General features: G+C 62.4%; 17 protein-coding genes. 12 read left to right on the top strand and 5 right to left on the bottom strand.

The genetic code is table 11. The features are described 5' to 3' along the window. Window positions 1-85: 85 nt before the first annotated feature. Window positions 86-829 carry a GntR family transcriptional regulator gene (locus MesoLj_RS31305; RefSeq protein WP_140775059.1) on the top strand — a complete coding sequence of 248 codons (744 nt, stop codon included), beginning with the start codon at window positions 86-88 and terminating at the stop codon, window positions 827-829. Between the two features lie 44 nt (window positions 830-873). On the opposite strand, the gene MesoLj_RS31300 is transcribed toward MesoLj_RS31305, so the two are convergent. Beyond that, window positions 874-1701 carry an SDR family NAD(P)-dependent oxidoreductase gene (locus MesoLj_RS31300; RefSeq protein WP_140775060.1) on the bottom strand — a complete coding sequence of 276 codons (828 nt, stop codon included), beginning with the start codon at window positions 1699-1701 and terminating at the stop codon, window positions 874-876. Window positions 1702-1752: 51 nt separating this feature from the next. Beyond that, window positions 1753-2892 carry an amino acid deaminase gene (locus MesoLj_RS31295; protein WP_202323741.1) on the bottom strand — a complete coding sequence of 380 codons (1140 nt, stop codon included), beginning with the start codon at window positions 2890-2892 and terminating at the stop codon, window positions 1753-1755. Between the two features lie 417 nt (window positions 2893-3309). Here MesoLj_RS31295 and MesoLj_RS31290 point away from each other — a divergent pair, with 417 nt between their 5' ends. Together MesoLj_RS31290 and MesoLj_RS31285 are read left to right on the top strand one after the other, a co-directional pair. Continuing rightward, window positions 3310-4092 carry an HpcH/HpaI aldolase family protein gene (locus tag MesoLj_RS31290; RefSeq protein ID WP_244735222.1) on the top strand — a complete coding sequence of 261 codons (783 nt, stop codon included), beginning with the start codon at window positions 3310-3312 and terminating at the stop codon, window positions 4090-4092. Continuing rightward, window positions 4089-4562, top strand: coding sequence for a RidA family protein (locus MesoLj_RS31285; protein ID WP_202323740.1), 474 nt, complete (start codon window positions 4089-4091; stop codon window positions 4560-4562). Before MesoLj_RS31290 ends, MesoLj_RS31285 begins: the two co-directional genes overlap by 4 nt. A gap of 112 nt (window positions 4563-4674) precedes the next feature. Here MesoLj_RS31285 and MesoLj_RS31280 read toward each other — a convergent pair whose 3' ends face one another. Continuing rightward, window positions 4675-6105 carry an NAD-dependent succinate-semialdehyde dehydrogenase gene (locus tag MesoLj_RS31280; RefSeq protein WP_202323739.1) on the bottom strand — a complete coding sequence of 477 codons (1431 nt, stop codon included), beginning with the start codon at window positions 6103-6105 and terminating at the stop codon, window positions 4675-4677. Window positions 6106-6217: 112 nt separating this feature from the next. On the opposite strand from MesoLj_RS31280, the gene MesoLj_RS31275 reads away from it, so the two are divergent. From MesoLj_RS31275 to MesoLj_RS31235, 9 genes are all read left to right on the top strand, one after another. Beyond that, a complete protein-coding gene (locus MesoLj_RS31275) occupies window positions 6218-6898 on the top strand; it encodes a GntR family transcriptional regulator (protein ID WP_064987884.1) in 681 nt (226 codons plus the stop codon). A 3-nt stretch (window positions 6899-6901) separates the two neighbouring features. Continuing rightward, entirely contained in the window at window positions 6902-7894 is a 993-nt protein-coding gene (locus MesoLj_RS31270; RefSeq protein ID WP_202323738.1) for a proline racemase family protein, read from the top strand. A 28-nt stretch (window positions 7895-7922) separates the two neighbouring features. Continuing rightward, on the top strand, window positions 7923-8765 hold the full coding sequence (locus MesoLj_RS31265) for a transporter substrate-binding domain-containing protein (protein WP_202323737.1): 843 nt from the start codon (window positions 7923-7925) through the stop codon (window positions 8763-8765). 74 nt (window positions 8766-8839) lie between these two features. Next, window positions 8840-9493, top strand: coding sequence for an amino acid ABC transporter permease (locus MesoLj_RS31260; RefSeq protein ID WP_202323736.1), 654 nt, complete (start codon window positions 8840-8842; stop codon window positions 9491-9493). Continuing rightward, window positions 9490-10347 carry an amino acid ABC transporter ATP-binding protein gene (locus tag MesoLj_RS31255; protein WP_202323735.1) on the top strand — a complete coding sequence of 286 codons (858 nt, stop codon included), beginning with the start codon at window positions 9490-9492 and terminating at the stop codon, window positions 10345-10347. The genes MesoLj_RS31260 and MesoLj_RS31255 overlap by 4 nt, the downstream gene beginning before the upstream one ends. A gap of 85 nt (window positions 10348-10432) precedes the next feature. Beyond that, on the top strand, window positions 10433-11911 hold the full coding sequence (locus MesoLj_RS31250; protein WP_202323734.1) for an aldehyde dehydrogenase family protein: 1479 nt from the start codon (window positions 10433-10435) through the stop codon (window positions 11909-11911). Window positions 11912-11925: 14 nt separating this feature from the next. Next, window positions 11926-13620: a GMC family oxidoreductase gene (locus MesoLj_RS31245; RefSeq protein ID WP_202323733.1), complete on the top strand. Its 1695-nt coding sequence runs from the start codon at window positions 11926-11928 to the stop codon at window positions 13618-13620. 17 nt (window positions 13621-13637) lie between these two features. Further along, window positions 13638-14420 (top strand): HpcH/HpaI aldolase family protein, encoded by a 783-nt coding sequence (locus MesoLj_RS31240; RefSeq protein WP_140775071.1) that lies wholly within the window; start codon window positions 13638-13640, stop codon window positions 14418-14420. Window positions 14421-14445: 25 nt separating this feature from the next. Continuing rightward, window positions 14446-15711 (top strand): NAD(P)/FAD-dependent oxidoreductase, encoded by a 1266-nt coding sequence (locus MesoLj_RS31235; protein WP_202323732.1) that lies wholly within the window; start codon window positions 14446-14448, stop codon window positions 15709-15711. Between the two features lie 21 nt (window positions 15712-15732). On the opposite strand, the gene MesoLj_RS31230 is transcribed toward MesoLj_RS31235, so the two are convergent. Together MesoLj_RS31230 and MesoLj_RS31225 are read right to left on the bottom strand one after the other, a co-directional pair. After that, window positions 15733-17058, bottom strand: coding sequence for an ATP-binding protein (locus MesoLj_RS31230; RefSeq protein WP_202323731.1), 1326 nt, complete (start codon window positions 17056-17058; stop codon window positions 15733-15735). Further along, a complete protein-coding gene (locus MesoLj_RS31225; RefSeq protein WP_202323730.1) occupies window positions 17055-17717 on the bottom strand; it encodes a response regulator in 663 nt (220 codons plus the stop codon). The genes MesoLj_RS31230 and MesoLj_RS31225 overlap by 4 nt, the downstream gene beginning before the upstream one ends. Between the last annotated feature and the right edge of the window lie 27 nt (window positions 17718-17744).

Genomic DNA, 17744 nt, shown 5'->3' with positions numbered 1-17744 from the left:
GCTTTAGCGCAGCGATGGAACGCCTCCAGACTTATGCTATGGGAGAAAGAGCATTTCGCGGTTTGGCCCTATGTGATGAGCAGTCATGAGTTCCCCGGCGACGGAAGAAATCGATTTGGAGCCTGAGGGACAGGATGCAAACCGCGACAGTCTGTCGGAGCGCATTTATGCGCGGTTGCGCATCGATTTGATGACCGGACAATACGAGCCTGGCAGCCGGCTCAATATTCGCCGGCTCGCCGCCGCCTACGATATGTCTCCAACCCCGGTGCGGGAAGCGATCGTTCAACTCGTTCGCGAGGGCGCGCTGGAATTGCGGCTTGGCCATCAACCACGCGTGCCTGTCCTGACCATTCCCCAATACATCAACATCCGTGAGACCAGGGCGCCGCTTGAACGTCTCGCGGCGGAACTGGGCGCCGTCCATATCAGCGAGGACGACATAGAAGCCCTGAAGGCACTACACGACAGGTTCGTTCAATCCGAAAACCAGGAACGCTGGAAGGAGGCCTTGGCCGCCAATCAGGAGTTTCATTTCACCATCTACCGGGCATCAGGCAATGATGTGCTGGTCCGCTGCATCGAGAATCTGTGGCTCCTGGCTGGCCCGTTCGTGAACAATCAGTACCCCCTTGTCCGCAGCGCGGCCCACAGCGTGCATCCGCATCTTTTGATTATCGACGCTCTCGCACGCCGGGCGCCCGGCGAAACCGGCGAGCTGGTCGTCCGGGATCTGCGCGAAGGGTCCTATGTGATCCTCGAGAAGATCAAGAACGAGGCCAATGCAGGGCATGTGAAAAAGTCCCGACGCAAGAAGGCCGAGGCTTGATCGGTCCGCTACTGGTGGCCGCAGTGGCGCGGTCGGTGTCGGCCCTATTTTGACGGTGTCGTCCTGGCTGCGCGGCGGGCCTTGAGCTTCTCTGCCCCGATTGCCGCATTCCGGTCCATCATCTTCCAAAGGCTGCGCGGACTGGCCCCGAGCTTCTTGACGACCTTGCCGCGTTCGAGCGGCGCAAAGGCCTCGATCGTATTCTTGCGAATGGCTTCCAGGACGATGCCTGCGACAAACTCCGCGGTCACTGGCGTTCCGGCAAAGGACAGCGCCATCGCATCGTCCTCGGCCTCCTTGTCGAGCATCGGTGTTTCGGTCGAGGTCGGATGAACGATCGTGAATTTCACCGGGCTGCCGCGCTCCTCGAGCGCGAGGGCAAGATGATACGCACGAAGCGCATGTTTTGCCGCGGCATAGCTCGCAATGCCGGGAAACGGCAGGAATGCCGTCATGCTGCAGACGGTGACCAGGTGGCCATGTCCTTGTGCGTTGAACTTCGGCAATGCGGCCATCATGCCTTTGACGGGGCCGAAGAAGTTCGTCCGCATCGTGTCCTCGTGCTTTTCCATCGTCAGGTCGCGCGCGTAACCCGTGTGGACGATCGCCGCATTGTTCACCAGAACATCAAGGCGTCCGAATTTTTCCCAGATGTGCCCGAGCACCTGTTCCCACTGCTCGGAAGAGCAGATGTCCAGTTTGACCGCCGAGGCGGCAGGACCGATTTCCTTCGCAACCGTCGTCGCGCCGGGGAGGTTGATATCGGCCAGCACCACCGTGTTGCCGGCTTCGGCCGCCAACCTGGCCAGAGCCGCGCCGATGCCGCTTGCCGCGCCGGTAATGAGAAAGACCTTTGGTTTGGACGGTTTCATTTTGCCTCTGTCTCTTGTGGGCCAGGCGCTGCGACCTGGACGATAAACCTGCTAGAAATAGGTGCGGACGGAACTGACCACCTGGTAGCTCTCGTCAACGACATGCATGACGCGCCATTTGTCGAAGGTCAGGCAAGGGTGCGAGATGCCGAAGCCGATCATGTCGCCGACTCTGAGCGGCGAGCCCGCCGGGATGGTCATGTGACAGTGCTGATCGTTCAGGCGTGTGACGGTATGATCCGGCGATAGTCTCTGCGGGCTTTCCATGCCGCCTCCAGGCCGGAACCATGTCAGCGCCACCGGCTGGTCGTCGTAGGAAACGTCGCGTTTGCCGAGTCCGGCAATCAGCTTTTCTTCCTCCGGCCGGGATTGCACATAAGCCCAGACTTCGAGAGCCGGCGTGAGCCCACCGCGAGAGCTGGCAAGCCCGGGATTGCGTTCCCTGAGCGCATCGACGGCTTTGGCGTAAAGGACGGAATCGTGCGTTATGTAGCAGCCGGATCGCACCAGAACCATGCTTGGCCGCGACAACGCCGCGGCGCCCAGTCCTTCGACCACCACGTCGTAGAAGGCGGAGCCTCCGGCGCTCAGGATTATTGGTTCGGCGGCAAAGAGGTTTTCGGCATCGCAAAGGCGGGCCAGCGAAACCATCTGTCCGACAAAATTTTCGACAAGCTTCAGCGTCGCCCTGTTGTCAGCGCCCTTGAGGAGACCTTCGAAGCCTTCTATGCCGCGAAGAGCAAGTACCCCGTCGGTGCGCTCGATACAACGAGCGAGCTCCACGGCCTCGTCGAGGCCACGGCATCCGGTACGCCCTCCGGCATAGCCGAGTTCGACCAGCACGTGCAGTGGGCGCTTCGATCCTGCCTTGCGGGCGGCGTCGGCAATCGTGCGGATGTTCTCCTGCGAGTCCGCGAGAAACAGGAATTCAAAACTTGAATCCGCGGCCAGTTCGCCCATCACATAGTCGATCGCCTGCCGTCCAATAAGCTGGTTGGCCAGGAAGATGCGCTTGACGCCGAAGCTTCGGGCGATCTGGATCTGATGCAGCGTCGAGACGGTAATCGCCCAGGCTCCGTCGGCAAGCTGGAGGTCGAACAGGGCAGGGCACATCGTGGTCTTGCCGTGCGGCGACAGGATCGCTCCGGCATCGGCCAGGAAGGATTTCATCCATGCGCTGTTGTCCCGCACGGCCTGATCCCTGAGGACCGCAACAGGAAGTGGCAGGTCTTCCCGCAACAGATTCCAGTGTTTTGCCGCTACATCCTTGATTGGCGTGGGTCCGCTCATTGGCGGGACGCCCTTGTCCAGGGAGGACAAGGGGAGATCCATGGAGTTGAGAAGCGATGGCATCCACTAAAGACCTATTTTGATATATGATTGATACATTCTTCAGCCTGCTTCGGCAAGTAGGGTCTCCCATTGAAATTTGTCCGATGCGACCAAAATGGCGCTCCGAGAGCACGTTGATGTTAGGTTGCTCGCCTTCTGCTGAACCGGACACGGGCGACAAGCGAGAAAATTTCCTATTTTTGATATTTCAAAAATGCCAATCTTGGGCTAGCAGTGACAGGCGCCACGCGCACTGAACCCCGATGGAGAATTCTCTTGAAGAACGCCCTCAAAGCCCGGCTCGCGGCCGGCAAGGCCTGCCTGAACGGCTGGCTTGCGATCCCTTCCGGTTTTTCCGCGGAAGTCATGGCTCGATCAGGTTGGCACAGCTTGACCGTCGACTTGCAGCACGGTGTCCAGGACTATCTCAGCATGATTCAATGTTTTCAGGCTATGGGCCCATATCCCGTGACGCCCATGGTTCGCGTGCCTTGGAATGAGCCTGGAATCATCGGCAAGGTTCTTGATGCCGGGGCGTGGGGTGTCATCTGCCCGATGGTCAACACCGCGCAGGAAGCCAGAGCCTTGGTCGCGGCCTGTCTTTATCCTCCAAAAGGCAATCGTTCGAACGGCCCAGTCCGCGCTGGCGGCTATGGCGAACCAGGCAATCTCTATCAAGGGTTCGCCAATGACGAGCTGCTTGTTCTGCCCATGATCGAGACACGGCAAGCGGTCGACAATCTCGAAGCGATTCTGGATGTACCTGGGATCAGCGGTGTCTATGTCGGCCCCAGCGACCTGGGTCTGTCCTTCGGAATGTCTCCCACGCTGGATCGGGAAGAACCGGAAATCCTGGATATCTACGCGCGGATCATAGAGGGGACCCGCAGGCGCGGTCTGATCGCGGGTCTCCACAACGCCGCCCCTGCCTATGCCGCGCGTATGATAGGGCTGGGATTCCGCGTCATCACCATCACTAGCGACGCCACCCTCCTTGGCAAGATCGCCCAGGAAACGGTCCGGCAAATCCAGACCGCTGCCGGCGAGGCCGCCCGATGACATTCGAGGCGCCATCGGAGAGGTTGAGAAAGCTAGGTCTGACGTTGCCGCCGCAAAGAAAGCCGGTCGCCAACTTTCTGCCGTGCAAGCGGTATGGACACCTGCTTTTCCTCTCCGGGCAAGGCCCTGTGAGCCATGAAGGCGTGAGGTATACGGGCAAGGTCGGCCTCGACGTCAGCGTAAGCGAGGCGTACCAGCACGCTCAACTGACCACGCTCAATCTGCTGGCCGTCGCAGAGGCGGCGGCCGGCTCGATCGACCGGGTCGCGGAGATCGTCAAGGTCCTCGGATTTGTCAACGCGGCTGCAGATTTCACCGACCATCCCGCTGTCATCAATGGCTGTTCGGATCTGCTCGTTTCCGTGTTTGGAGAACAAGGCATGCATGCCCGATCGGCCATCGGAGCAGGTTCACTGCCCAACCAGATCACGGTGGAAATCGAGATGATCGTTGCGCTCGCGATCGATTGAAAATCGTCTGGTGGCTCGGCATCGCGCTCGGCAGGTGATCGCAAAACGGAAGCCATGCCCCGCCTTGATCCCCACGCTCGACAATCATCTCTGCACGCATCGATTGCGCGCTCTACATCTCCGTCACGAACTTCGTCCGCAGATAGGCGTCGAGGCCTTCGATGCCACTCTCCGAACCGTAGCCGGATTCGTTGACGCCGCCGAACGGCGTTTCCGGCGTCGACACCATCATGTGGTTGACGCCGACCATGCCGGCCTCCAGCGCTGCCTCGGTCTTCTGCGCGAGGCTGAGATTGCGGGTGAAGACGAAGGAGGCCAGGCCGTAAGGCAGCGAATTTGCCCGTTCGATCATGTCGTCGAAGGTTGAGAAGGTGGTGGTCGGCGCGATCGGCCCGAACGGCTCTTCGGACATGATGCGCGCCGTATCCGGTACGTCCTTCAGCAAGGTCGGAGCGTAGAAATAACCCTTGTTGCCGATCCGCTTGCCGCCGGTGACGACGCTCGCCCCCTTCGCTGTCGCATCGCTGACGAAGCCGTCCATGGCGTCCAGCCGTCGCGGCGCGATCATCGGGCCCATCTGCACGTTTGCATCGAGGCCGTCGCCGATCTTGAGCTTTTCGGCGCGCGAGGCGAAGCCTTCGATGAAGCGGCCATAGACAGCCTCATGCACGTAAAAGCGGGTCGGCGAGGTGCATACCTGGCCGGCATTGCGGAACTTGAAGGCGACGAGCGTATCGAGCGTCCTGTCGAGATCGGCGTCCTCATAAACGATGACCGGGGCGTGGCCGCCCAGCTCCATGGTGCAGCGCTTCAGCGTATCCGCCGCCTGCTTCTGCAACAGCTTGCCGACGGCCGTCGATCCGGTCAGCGAGACCTTCTTCGGGATCGGCGAGGCGATGAGATAGGACGAGACCTTGGCCGGCTCGCCGAACACGATGTTCAGCACGCCCGCCGGCAATCCGGCGTCCTGGAAGCAGCGGGCGATGGCGACGGCGGTTCCGGGCGTTTCCTCCGCCGGCTTCAGGATGATCGAGCAGCCGGCGCCGAGCGCACCTGAAATCTTGCGGATGACATTGCTGGCCGGAAAGTTCCAGGCAGCGAAGGCGACGACAGGCCCGACCGGCTCCTTGAACACCATCTGCCGCACGCCGGGCAGCCGGGCAGGGACGATGCGGCCATAGGCGCGCTTGCCTTCTTCCGCATACCAACGGGTCGCGTCCGCCGCGAACTGCACCTCGCCGGTGGCCTCCGCCAGCGCCTTGCCGTTCTCCATCGTCAGGATGCGGGCGATGGTCTCCTTGCGCTGCTCGATCAGGTCGGCGGCCTTGTCCATGATCGCCCAGCGCTGCATCGCGGTCATCGTCTTCCAAAGCTTGAAGCCCTTGAGCGATGCGGCGAGAGCACGGTCGAGATCGGCCACCGTGGCATGAGGCACGATAGCCAACACCTCCTCGGTGGCAGGATTGATCAATGGTTCGGACTTGCCGTCCGATCCCTGGCACCACACGCCGTCAATCAGCAGCTCGATCGTCTCTGGATACATGTTCCTGGCCCTTTCAGCCCGGCGGGGCGCGGAAAGCCGCCGGCGGATTGCACGTCACAAGAAAATTTCCGCGATGGCTTGACCTGTACATTGTATACAGTATGGTGTCGACATGATTTTAGCGCGCATCCAGAAATTGTCGGTCGCCATCCCGGAGAATCTCGCCGAGATGCTCGAGGAAGAGATCATCTTCGGCCGCCTCAAATCGCGGGAGCGGTTGACCGAGGAAATGGTCGCCGCGCGCTACGGCGTCAGCCGGTCGCCGGTGCGCGAGGCGCTCAGGCTGCTCGAGCGCGACGGCCTGGTGATGCGCGAGGCCAGGCGCGGCATCTGGGTTTCACCGATGTCGCAGCGCGATTTCGACGAGGTCTATACCTGCCGCATCGAACTCGAAGGGCTGGTCGCCAAGCAGGCGGCAGAATCCGCCGACATCGAAAAGAAGGCCGAATTCAAGAACCTTTTGTCGGAGCTGAAGCAGGCCCAGGCCAGGAACGATGCGCGGCAGTTCTTCATCGTTGACGTGCGCGGCTCTTTCCTGACCTACACGCTGGCCGGCAACAAGACGCTGACACGCCTGCTTGGCGGGCTGGAAAAGCAGGCCTTGCGCTACCGCTATCATGCCTACGAGCAGGATCCGAAGATCATCCAGCTGTCGCTGGACGACACGGCCCGCATCTATGATGCGATCACCGCCGGCGATGGCGAAAGCGCCAAGGCCATGACCGAAAACCTCATTCGGGAAATCTGGCAGAGCATGCGGGCCGGCATTCGCGACGCCTTCGGAGAGGGCTAGTCCGTGTCCAGCTTCTCGTCAGCGTTCAGCGTCATCGATTCCCATACCGCCGGCCACCCCACGCGCGTCATTCTGAGTGGCGTTCCGAAACTCTCCGGTTCGAGCGTGCGGGAGAAGCGGGACCATTTCCGCCGGCGCTTCGACCATCTTCGCCCAGCGCTGCTGCATGAGCCGCGCGGCCATGCCGCCATGGTCGGTCTGGTGCCGGTCGCCTCCGATGTCGCCGACTATGGCGCGTTCTTCATCTCGTCCTATGTCTATCTCGATATGTGCGGTCACGGCACGATCGGCCTTGCCAGGACGCTGGCCTTCACAGGCCAGATCTCTGTCGAAACGGGCGACAGCTTCACGCTGGAAACGCCTGCGGGCATCGTGACTGTTCATCTGATCTGGAGCGAAGACGGCTCGCTGGACCGGGTGCGCATAGCCAATGTCCCGAGCTATGTCGGGCTGGAGCGCTTGAGCGTTTCCGTCGAAGGCATCGGCAAGGTTGATGCCGCGACCGTCTATGCCGGCATGTGGTATGCGTTGGTCGACGCCGCGCCGCTCGGCTTCAAGCTGATCCCGGACAATGCGTCGGCCCTGATGCAAGCCGGCGCCAGGATCAAGGACGCGATCAAGGCGGCGACGACGGACCTGCCGCTGCTGGCAGGTGCTGCCGCGCCGAGCGTGCTTTTCCACGATGCCGACAGCGCGCATTCGGCGACGCATTTTCTTGTCCTGGAATCCAACAAGTTCGACCGCTCGCCGTGCGGCACCGGCACCTCGGCGCGCCTGACCTACCTGCTTGGGAAGGGGCTGATCGACCCCGACCAGACTTATCACGCCAAGAATATCTTCGGCATTCCGTTCGAGGCGCGCCTGCAAAGGCGCGTCGAGGAGCAAGGCCGCGAGGCGATGATCATCGAGATCGAGGGCTCGGCCTTCATCACCTCGACCCAGACAATCTACTTCGAGAAGGGCGACCCCCTCTCGAAGGGATTTTTAGCCCGCTAACCACAAATAACTCAGAAAGGGGAATGACATGAAACTCACAGTAATGCGTACGTTCGTGGCCGCTTTGACCATCGGTCTTGGCCTGCTCACCGCGCCGATCGCTGCTTCCGCCGACGACAATCCGTCCGCCGTCATCGACCAGATCCGCGCCAGCGGCGTGCTCAAGGTTCCTGTGATGACCGGCGAGGAGCCGGGCTACATCAAGGATCCGGCCACGGGCCAGTGGAGCGGCTTCTACTACGAATTCCTGGGCGAGATCGCGACCCAGCTCGGCGTCAAGCTTGAGCCTGTCGAGACCACCTGGGGCAATCTGGCCGCAGACTTCCAGTCCAACAAGATCGACATCGCCATCGGCGTCAATCCGAACCCGAAGCGCGGTCTCGTCGTCGACTATCTGTGGGAGCCCCTGTTCACCGACGCCTGGGCCGTGCTGACGCCTCCCGGCAAGCCGGTCAAGACCTGGGCCGAGCTCAACACGCCCGACAAGACCGTCGTCGTCCAGAAGGGCAGCACCATGCAGGTCGTCGCCGAAGCCCTGCTGCCGAAGGCCAAGATCACGCCGGTGGAAGATCGTGGCCTGGCGTTGATGGAACTGCAAGCCGGCCGCGCCGATGGCGTCGTGCTTTCCATCTTCGATGCGCTGCAGATCACCAACCAGAAGATCGGCAATGTTTCGCTGCCCGAGCCGATCCTGCGCAATCCGGCGACGCTGGCCGTCGCCCGCAAGCCGGGCAATGCCGGTTACATCAACTTCCTGACCAACTGGATCCTGCAGGAGCGTTCGCTCGGCCTCGCCCAGGGCAAGCTTGCCCGCTCGTGGGAAGCCCGCGGCATCGACCTGTCGATCCTTCCGGCAGGGTTCTCCTTCTGATCGCAACAGCCTGACCGCCGCCTGGTGCGGCGGTCAGGCCACCACTGGACGTGCATCGAACCAGTGAGGACGCCATGTTCGACTATACAGTCATAACCAACAATATCGGGCTGCTCTGGCAGGGCCTGCTGATGACGCTGTACTTCACCGTCATCACCATCGGTGCCGGCATGCTGATCGGCCTGTTCATCGGGCTTATCCAGCTCAGCACGTTCAGGCCGCTGGTCATTCTCGGCCAGATCTATGTCGAGTTTTTCCGCAACATTCCGCTGCTCGTCACGCTTCTGTGGGTCTATTACGCCTTCCCGATCTTCGCCGGCATCAATGTCACGAAATTCTGGGCCGGCTTCATCGGGCTGAGCTGCTACGTCGGCTCCTTCTACGCCGAGATCCTGCGCGCCGGCGTCCAGTCGGTCGATCCCGGCCAGACGGATGCGGCGACCGCCATCGGCATGTCCTACGGCCAGCGCATGCGCCGCATCATCCTGCCGCAGGCCTTCCGCAAGATGATCCCGCCGCTGGCCGGCCAGTCGATCATCCAGATGAAGAACACCACGCTGCTGTCGATGATCACGGTTCCCGACCTTCTCTATCAGGCGAGCTACATCTCGAGCTTCACCTATCGGCCGATGGAAGTTTACACCGCCGTCGGCGTCATCTTTCTGATCATCCTGGTGCCGCTGACACTGCTGTCCCGGAAGCTCGAAAAGAGCGGGAGCCTCAAATGAGCATCAGCGAACCAAGCGCCGTGATCGACAAAGGCGACAAGCCTGTCCTGCGGCTGGACGGCATCTGCCTCAAATTCGGCGACAAGCGTGTGCTGAACGGCATCGATCTCTCGGTCGTCGAAGGCGAGGTGGTCGTGCTGATTGGCGCCAGCGGGTCGGGAAAGACCTCGCTGCTGCGCTGCATCAACCTGCTCAACGTGCCGAGCAGCGGCGGCATCGTCATCGATGACGAGACGCTGTTCCAAAGGCAGGCCGACGGCAAGGGCGCCCAGATACCAGCGCAGGAAGTCAAGCGCATCCGCTCCAAGACCGGCATGGTCTTCCAGCAGTTCAATCTGTTCCCGCACATGACGGCACTCGAAAACGTCATGGAAGGCCCGGTCATCGTCAAGAAGGAGCCGAAGGAGCAGGCGCGCCAGAAGGCGCTGCAACTGCTCGATCTCATGGGGCTGTCGCAGCACGTCGAAAAATATCCGCGCCAGCTTTCCGGCGGCCAGCAGCAGCGCGTCGCGATCGCGAGAGCCATGGCCATGCAGCCGAAGGTGATGCTGTTCGACGAGCCGACCTCGGCGCTCGATCCCGAACTGGTCGGCGAGGTCATGAAGGCGATGGTCGAGCTGGCCAGGAGCGGCATGACCATGGTGATCGTCACCCATGAGCTGGGCTTCGCCTTCGAGGTCGCCGATCGGGTCGTATTCCTCGATCAGGGGCTGGTGGCGGAGCAGGGGCCACCCGCCAAGGTGCTGCTGCATCCCGAACATCCGCGTCTGAAGACATTTGTCGGACGCTTCCATGAATCGGCGGACCTGCTTCGCCCGTTCCTCGAGGCGCGTGAAGCCGAGAAGGCGTGCTGAAGGCACGCCGCTTCACGCGAAAACAGCCAAGCGGACATCGTCGAATGCGCCCCCCTTTCGAGCTGGCCGCAAAAGGAAGACACCAATGACACTGAGTTTCGATCCGGCCACAATCGCCATTCCCAGGGGCCATCATATCGGCGGGCAGTACATTGAACTGCTTGGCGTGGAGATCGAGGTTCTTCGCCCTTCCGATCTCCAACCCATGGGGTTGATCACCGATGGCGGCGAGGCGGCGGTACAGCAAGCCGTCGATGCCGCGAAGAAGGCGCTGGCGCAAAGCCGCTGGGCGAAGATCGCGCCCCGCGACCGTGCCGCCATGCTCATGCGTTTTGCAGCGCTGATCGAAGAGAACGCGACCTATCTCGGACAGCTGGAAGCGATGGGATCGAGCCGGCTGATCTCGATGACGATCGTCCGCGACGCGGTACGTACCGCCGGCGTCGTGCGCTACTACGCCGAGTTCTGCGACAAGATCGAAGGCACGGTCACCGCGACCGAGGCGAATGCGCTGAGCATCGTCAAGCATGAGCCCTACGGCATTGTCGGCGCGATCGTTCCGTGGAACTTCCCGATGATCACCGCGGCCTGGAAATTCGCCCCGGCGCTGGCCGCCGGCAATGCGGTTGTAATGAAGACGTCGGAACTGACGCCGCACAGCCTTCTGGCGTTGGCGGAGCTTGCCGCCAGGGCCGGCATTCCCGCCGGCCTGTTCAATGTCGTCAACGGCTATGGTCATACGACCGGTGCGGCGATCGTGCGCCATCCCGACATCCTGAAAATCTCCTTCACCGGCTCGACGCAGACCGGTGCCGCGATCATGACGCTCGCGGCCCAGTCCGGCATCAAGCCCGTCACGCTCGAACTCGGCGGCAAAAGCCCGCAGCTGGTGCTGGCCGATGCCGGCGACATCGATGTGGTGGCCGGCCGCGTCGCGGCGGCGTTCATGGACAATGCCGGCCAGGTCTGCACGGCCGGTTCGCGGCTGATCGTCGAGGACAAGATCGCGGATCAACTTCTCGAACGCGTCATTGCCCGGACCAAGGCGATCAAGGCGGGACCGACCTGGGACGAGACGACCACCTTCGCGCCGATCATCAGCCGCAAGCAGCTTGAGCGCATCGATACGATGGTGCGCGCCAGCATCAGCGAAGGCGCCTCGGTCGTCACTGGCGGCACGGTGCTGGAAGGACGCAACGAAGGCAGTTTTTTCGCGCCGACGATCCTCGAAAACGTCGCCGACGACAATATCGGCTTCAAGGACGAATTCTTCGGTCCGGTGCTGACGGTGCGCACCTTTGCCGATCTTGAGGAAGGCCTCGCCCTGGCTGCGCATCCGGTCTACGGACTCGCCGCCAGCGTCCACACCACGGACCTGAAGAAAGCGCTCAAGGCGGCCGATTCGATCGAGGCCGGCATGGTCTGGATCAACCAGCACGGGCGCGGACCGGAGTTCACCTATCCGGCCGGCGGCTACAAGGGCTCCGGCTTCGGCAAGGACATGGGTCGTGCCGGCATCGAGGCGTTCCTGCGCCAGAAAGCCATCTGGGCCAATTACGGCTGAGCGAGCGCAAGCACATGCAATTCGACTACATCATTGTCGGCGGTGGCTCGGCGGGTGCCGTGCTCGCCAGCCGTCTCTCGGAGAACGGCACGAAGCAAGTCGCGCTTTTCGAAGCCGGGCCCGACACGCCGCCGGATGACGTTCCGGAGGTGATCGCCGACAGCTATCCCGGCCTGTCCTATTTCGACCCGAAATACCATTGGACCGAACTGCGCGTCTTCAACCGCTCGCCCAAGCAGAATGCGCAGGTGGTCAAGACGGCCAAACTCGAACAGGCCAAGGTGATGGGCGGCGGCTCCAGCATCAACGGCCAGTTCGCGGTGCGCGGCATGCCGCACGACTATGACGAATGGGAAGGTCTCGGCCTGCCCGGCTGGGGATGGGACAGCATGCTGCCCTACCTCAAGAAGCTCGAACGCGATCTCGATTTCGATGGCGAGCTTCACAACAAGACCGGGCGGATTCCGATCCGCCGCGTCTTTCCGCAGGACTGGGCCGGATTCACCAGATCTGTCCTCAAAGTGACGGAAAGCGAATACCCCTACCGGCCGGACTACAATGGCAGTTTCGAGGACGGCTCGTTCCCGCTGCCGCTGTCGAACGAGAACGACCGCCGCGTCTCGACCGCGATCGGCTATCTCGACGCCGAGGCGCGTGCCCGCAAGAACCTGCACATCTTCGCCAATGCCTTTGTCGAGAGACTGGTGACCAAGGGGACGCGCATCACCGGTGTCGAGGTCACGATCGCCGGCCGCACGAAGATCCATAGCGCCAACGAGACGATCGTTTCGGCTGGCGCCCTGCATTCGCCGGCCATCCTGCTGCGCGCCGGCATCGGTCCGGCGGCGCAGCTTAAGCGGCTGGGCATCGACGTGGTCGCCGACCGCCCCGGTGTCGGCGAGAACCTGACCGATCATCCGCATCTGGCCGTCGGCGCGCATTTCAAGAAATCCGCGCGGCTCAAGCCCGGTCAGCGGCGCCACATATTTCTGGGCGTCAGATACTCTTCGAACCATGCCAACTGTCACCCTGGCGACATGCTGCTGATGCCCGTCAACCGCGCCGGCTGGCATCCGCTCGGCAAGGCGATGGGCGCGCTCAATGTCTGCGTCAACAAATCCTATTCGCGTGGCACCGTGACGTTGAAGTCCGCGGTGCAGACCGACGAGCCGATCGTCGATCTGAACATGGCCTCCGACGGCCGCGACCTGATGCGCCTTGTCGACGGCTTCAAGCGCATCTGCAAGATCATGCAGTCGCCCGACGTCCAGCAGCACGTCAACACCTGGTTCCTGGCCGGCTATAGCGACGAGGCGCGTGCGCTCAGCGTCCGCAAGCCGTCGAACTGGATCAAGACCGCGACCGCGGCCTACCTCTTCGACTACGCGCCGTTCTTCCGTGAAACCTTGCTCAAGCGCAAGTTCGGCACCACCGACCGCATCCAGGCGATGCTCGGCAATGAGGAGCTGATCGCCGATTGGGTCAAGCAATCCGTCTGGTCGGGCTGGCATGTCTCCGGCACCTGCAAGATGGGCGCCGACAGCGATCCGTTGGCGGTGCTGGATGCCGAATGCCGCGTGCGCGGCGTGCAGGGCCTGCGCGTCGTCGATGCCTCGATCATGCCGACGATCGTCGCGGCCAACACCAACATCACCACCATCGCCATCGCTGAAAAAGCGGCGGACCTGATTTTGAATTCCCGACAATAGCAAAGGACCTCAAGGCTATGCGCAAGAACAAGGTGAAGGACATCTGGGCCGCCGGCGGCGAAGTCGTGACGGGCTGGCTCGGCATTCCGTCGTCGATCTCGGCGGAATTGATGGCCCAGCAAGGCTGGGACGCGCTGACCGTCGACCTCCAGCATGGCGCGACCGACTATGTCGACGCCGTGCCGATGCTGCAGGCGATCTCGACGACGGATACGACGCCGATGGTGCGCGTGCCGTGGAATGATCCGGCGATCATCGGCAAGGTGCTCGATGCCGGCGCCTATGGCGTGATCTGCCCGATGGTCAACACCGCCGAGGAAGCGGATGCCTTCGTCAAGGCCTGCCGCTATTTCCCCAAGGGCGGCCGCAGCGTAGGCCCGCTGCGCGCCTCGCTCTATGCCGGGGCGGACTATTTCCAGCACGCCAACGACACCATCATCACCATGGCGATGATCGAGAGCGACCAGGCCGTGAAGAACCTGGAAGACATTCTGAAGACGCCGAACCTCGACGCCATCTTCGTCGGTCCGTCGGACCTTGCCGTCACCATGGGCGAGGCGCCCGGTTTCGACCCGCGCTATCCCCCGGTTTACGAGGCGATCGAATACATCGCCGCCAAGTGCAAGGAGGCCGGCGTCATTCCGGGCATCCATTGCGGCTCGGTCGCCTATGGCGTCGACATGCGCAAGATGGGCTACCGCTTCATGGCCTATCTCTCCGACTTCCGCATGCTGCAGCAGATGGTGGCGCGGTCGCTGCCGGCCTTCCGCGCCGGCACGCCGAGCGCGATCGCGCCCTGATCGGCACATCCGGATTGATCGGCACATGACATCGACAAGCACGTCGCGCGGCAAGGTGACGGTCATCGGGGCCGGCATCATCGGCGTCTGCACCGCGAACTATTTGCTCGAGCAGGGTTTTGCCGTCGAGGTGGTCGATCCGGCCTTGCCCGGATCGGAGGAGCAGTGCTCCTTCGGCAATGCCGGCGGCATCTGCCCGGGATCCTGCATCCCGAACTCGATGCCGGGTGTGCTTCGCAACGTGCCGAAATGGCTGATGGATCCGGAAGGTCCGCTGATCGTGCGGCTCGCCTATCTGCCGCACGCGCTGCCCTGGCTGTTGCGCTTCCTCGCCGCCAGCCGCAGACCGCGCGTCGAGGAGATATCAGCGGCGATGCGCTCTTTGCACCGCTACACATTCGAGTGCTACGAGCCGCTGATCAAGGCGGCCGGCTGCGAGGATCTTCTGCAGAAGCGCGGCCAGCTTTTCGTCCACGAAACGGCCGATGGTCCGTCGAAGGGTGCCTATGGCCTCGGGCTGCGGCGCGAGCACGGCGTCAAGGTGGACATCCTCGATGCCGACGAAATCCGCCAGCTCGAACCGGCCCTGGCACCGATCTTCAAGAGCGCGGTCTATCTGCCCGAACAGGGGCAGTGCCCCAATCCTGGCCGGCTTGTCGCCAGGCTTGCCGAACACGCGGCACGACAGGGTGCACGGTTTGTCAGGGCGAAAGTCATCGGCTTCGACATGGGGGTCAGCGGTCCTTCGGCGGTGCGACTTGAAGGTGGCGATCGCATGCCAGTTGAGACCGTGGTGATTTGCGCCGGCGCCTGGTCGGGCGAACTTGCCCGCAAGCTTGGCGACCGGATCCCGCTTGAGAGCGAGCGCGGCTACCACATCATGGTCAAGGGCGCCGATACCGGCCTGCGCATCCAGACCATCTCGGCCGACCGCAAGTTCGTCGCCTCGCCGATGGAAGATGGCCTGCGGATCGCCGGCAATGTCGAGTTCGCCGGCTTGAAGGCGCCCGCGAACATGAACCGGGCGGATGTTCTCCTGAAGCAGGCGAGACCCATGTTCAGGAAATTGGAGGTCGGCGAGGTTACACGCTGGATGGGTCATCGGCCGGGAACCCCCGACAGCATTCCGGTCATCGACCGGGCGTCGCGGGCGAAGAACGTCATCTACGCCTTCGGCCATGGCCATCAGGGCCTGATCGGAGGCGCTGTCACCGGCAAGATCGTGTCACAGCTTGCCGCCGGTTTGCCGCCGGCGATCGATCTGACACCTTTCCGGGCGGATAGGTTCTGATTCAGGACACGTGACGTGGCTTCAGCGGGAAGTCGTGCGCCATTGTAACTCGGCGATCAGTCCCTGCCGGTCGGATCGCTTCCGGAAACTGAGGATCGCTCCCAGTCGCGCCGCCGCCATTGTTGCGATCGTAAGACCAAGCCCGGTGCCGGAAGCGCTTTTGTTGCGCCCTCGATAGAACCGCTCGGTGATGCGTGGCAACTCATCGTCATCCACGCCTGGTCCCTCATCGGAGATCGCCACGCCATTTCGATCAGGCAGCGCGTACCACGTAATGCGCCCCGCATTCGCCATATGCTCGAGCGCGTTTTCATTCAGGTTGCGAAGCACGAGTTTGAGGTCGTCGGGATCACCGTTCAGGGTTACCGCGTCGAGAGCATCATCGATCACGACCGACACGAGATCGGATTTGGGCATCGATCCGACGATGTCGCGCAGGACGCTGCCTATATTGCATATCGCGCCTGCGGAGGGCGGCGGCGCCGCTTCGAGCGCTGCGAGCGCCAGCAATTGACGAACGATTCGGCTGGTGCGGTCGACAGACGTGACGATATGACGAAGCGCCTGTTCGCGGCCGGGCCCATCAGGGGTTGCAAGCGCCACCTGTGCCTGGGTCTTCAAGCCCGCCAGGGGAGTGCGAAGCTCATGCGCCGCAAACGCCGTGATTTCCCGTTCATGACGCCGGGCTGCCTCGACCTTGGAGAATAGCTCATTCAAAGCGGATGTCAGCGGTTTGATCTCTTCCGGCGGATCGCGTGGAGAAAGCGGTCGCATATCCTCGCCATCCCGCTTGGCGATCTCATCGGTGACCGCCCTCAGAGGCGCGAGCCCCCGCGCCAGCGCAAGCCAGATCAAAATCCCGAGGATCGGGGCGATCAGCAGGGCAGGCCCGATCAGGCCGACGAGGATGTCGCGCACCAGCCGGTCGCGTAGCCCGATCCGGTCCCCGACGGCGACCCTTACGCCCTTGGTATGATCGACGATGGTGTAGACCCGCCAAAGCTCACCGCTGACGGTCCTGTCCGCATAACCCTCCTGGTCCTCTGCCAGACTTTGATCCGGGGCGCCGCTCGATCGGGCGACGAGGCGGCCGTCAAGTGACCAGATCTGGCAGGAGAGCTGACGTTCGTATGCGCCGTCCTCAAGGGCCGGCAGCGTCGAGGATGCGTTGACATTGCCGCTCGCCACCATGGAATGAACCATGCGAGCGGCTTCCTGAAGTCGGGTGTCGAGAACATGCTCCAGCTCCGACCTGCTGCCCAGCCCGATCCAGACAACGGCGCAGAGCCATATGATGCCGGTCGCTCCGAGGAGCAAAGCGAACAGTCTGCCGCGCAGCGATCTCATGGCCTGTCTCGCAATCGATAGCCGAGGCCACGCACCGTCTCGATGACATCGCGTCCAAGCTTGTTTCTCAGATTATGAACATGCACCTCGACCGCGTTGCTTTCGATCTCCTCCTGCCAGCCGTAAAGCCGATCTTCCAGCTCGCCGCGCGAGCGGATCGTGCCGGGGCGCTCCATGAGGGCGATCAGGATACTCAACTCGCGTCGCGAGAGAGACAGCGTCAAGCCGTTGGCGATGACCACCGCCGTCTTGGGATCCACCCTGATGCCGGCCGCCTGATACGATGCGCTGGCAGTCCCGTTGCTTCGGCGCGTGAGTGCCCGCAGGCGTGCGGTAAGTTCATCAAGATCGAATGGCTTGCCCAGATAATCGTCGGCGCCGGAATCCAGACCGCGAATCCGGTCATGCGTGTCGTCGAGCGCCGTCAGCAGGATCACAGGCGTCTGGTCACCCCTTGCGCGCAGCCTTTCGAGCAGATCGATCCCTGAACCGTCCGGCAGCATCACGTCGAGGACTACGGCATCGAAGGTGGCGGCTGCGAGCGCGGCGTCCGCGTCACCGCAAGTGGACACGTCGTCGGCTGCCCAGCCGCAAAGCCTGAGGCCGGCGATCAGTCCGTTCGAGAGGATCGGATCATCTTCCACGATCAAGATGCGCATTCAATGGTGCTCGCCAGTTTCGCCATG

Origin of the sequence: Mesorhizobium sp. 113-3-9 (assembly GCF_016756515.1) — a bacterium.
Classification (GTDB): Bacteria; Pseudomonadota; Alphaproteobacteria; order Rhizobiales; family Rhizobiaceae; genus Mesorhizobium.
The sequence above is the reverse complement of the archived record's forward strand: the minus strand, read 5'-3'. Positions and strand labels throughout refer to the sequence as shown.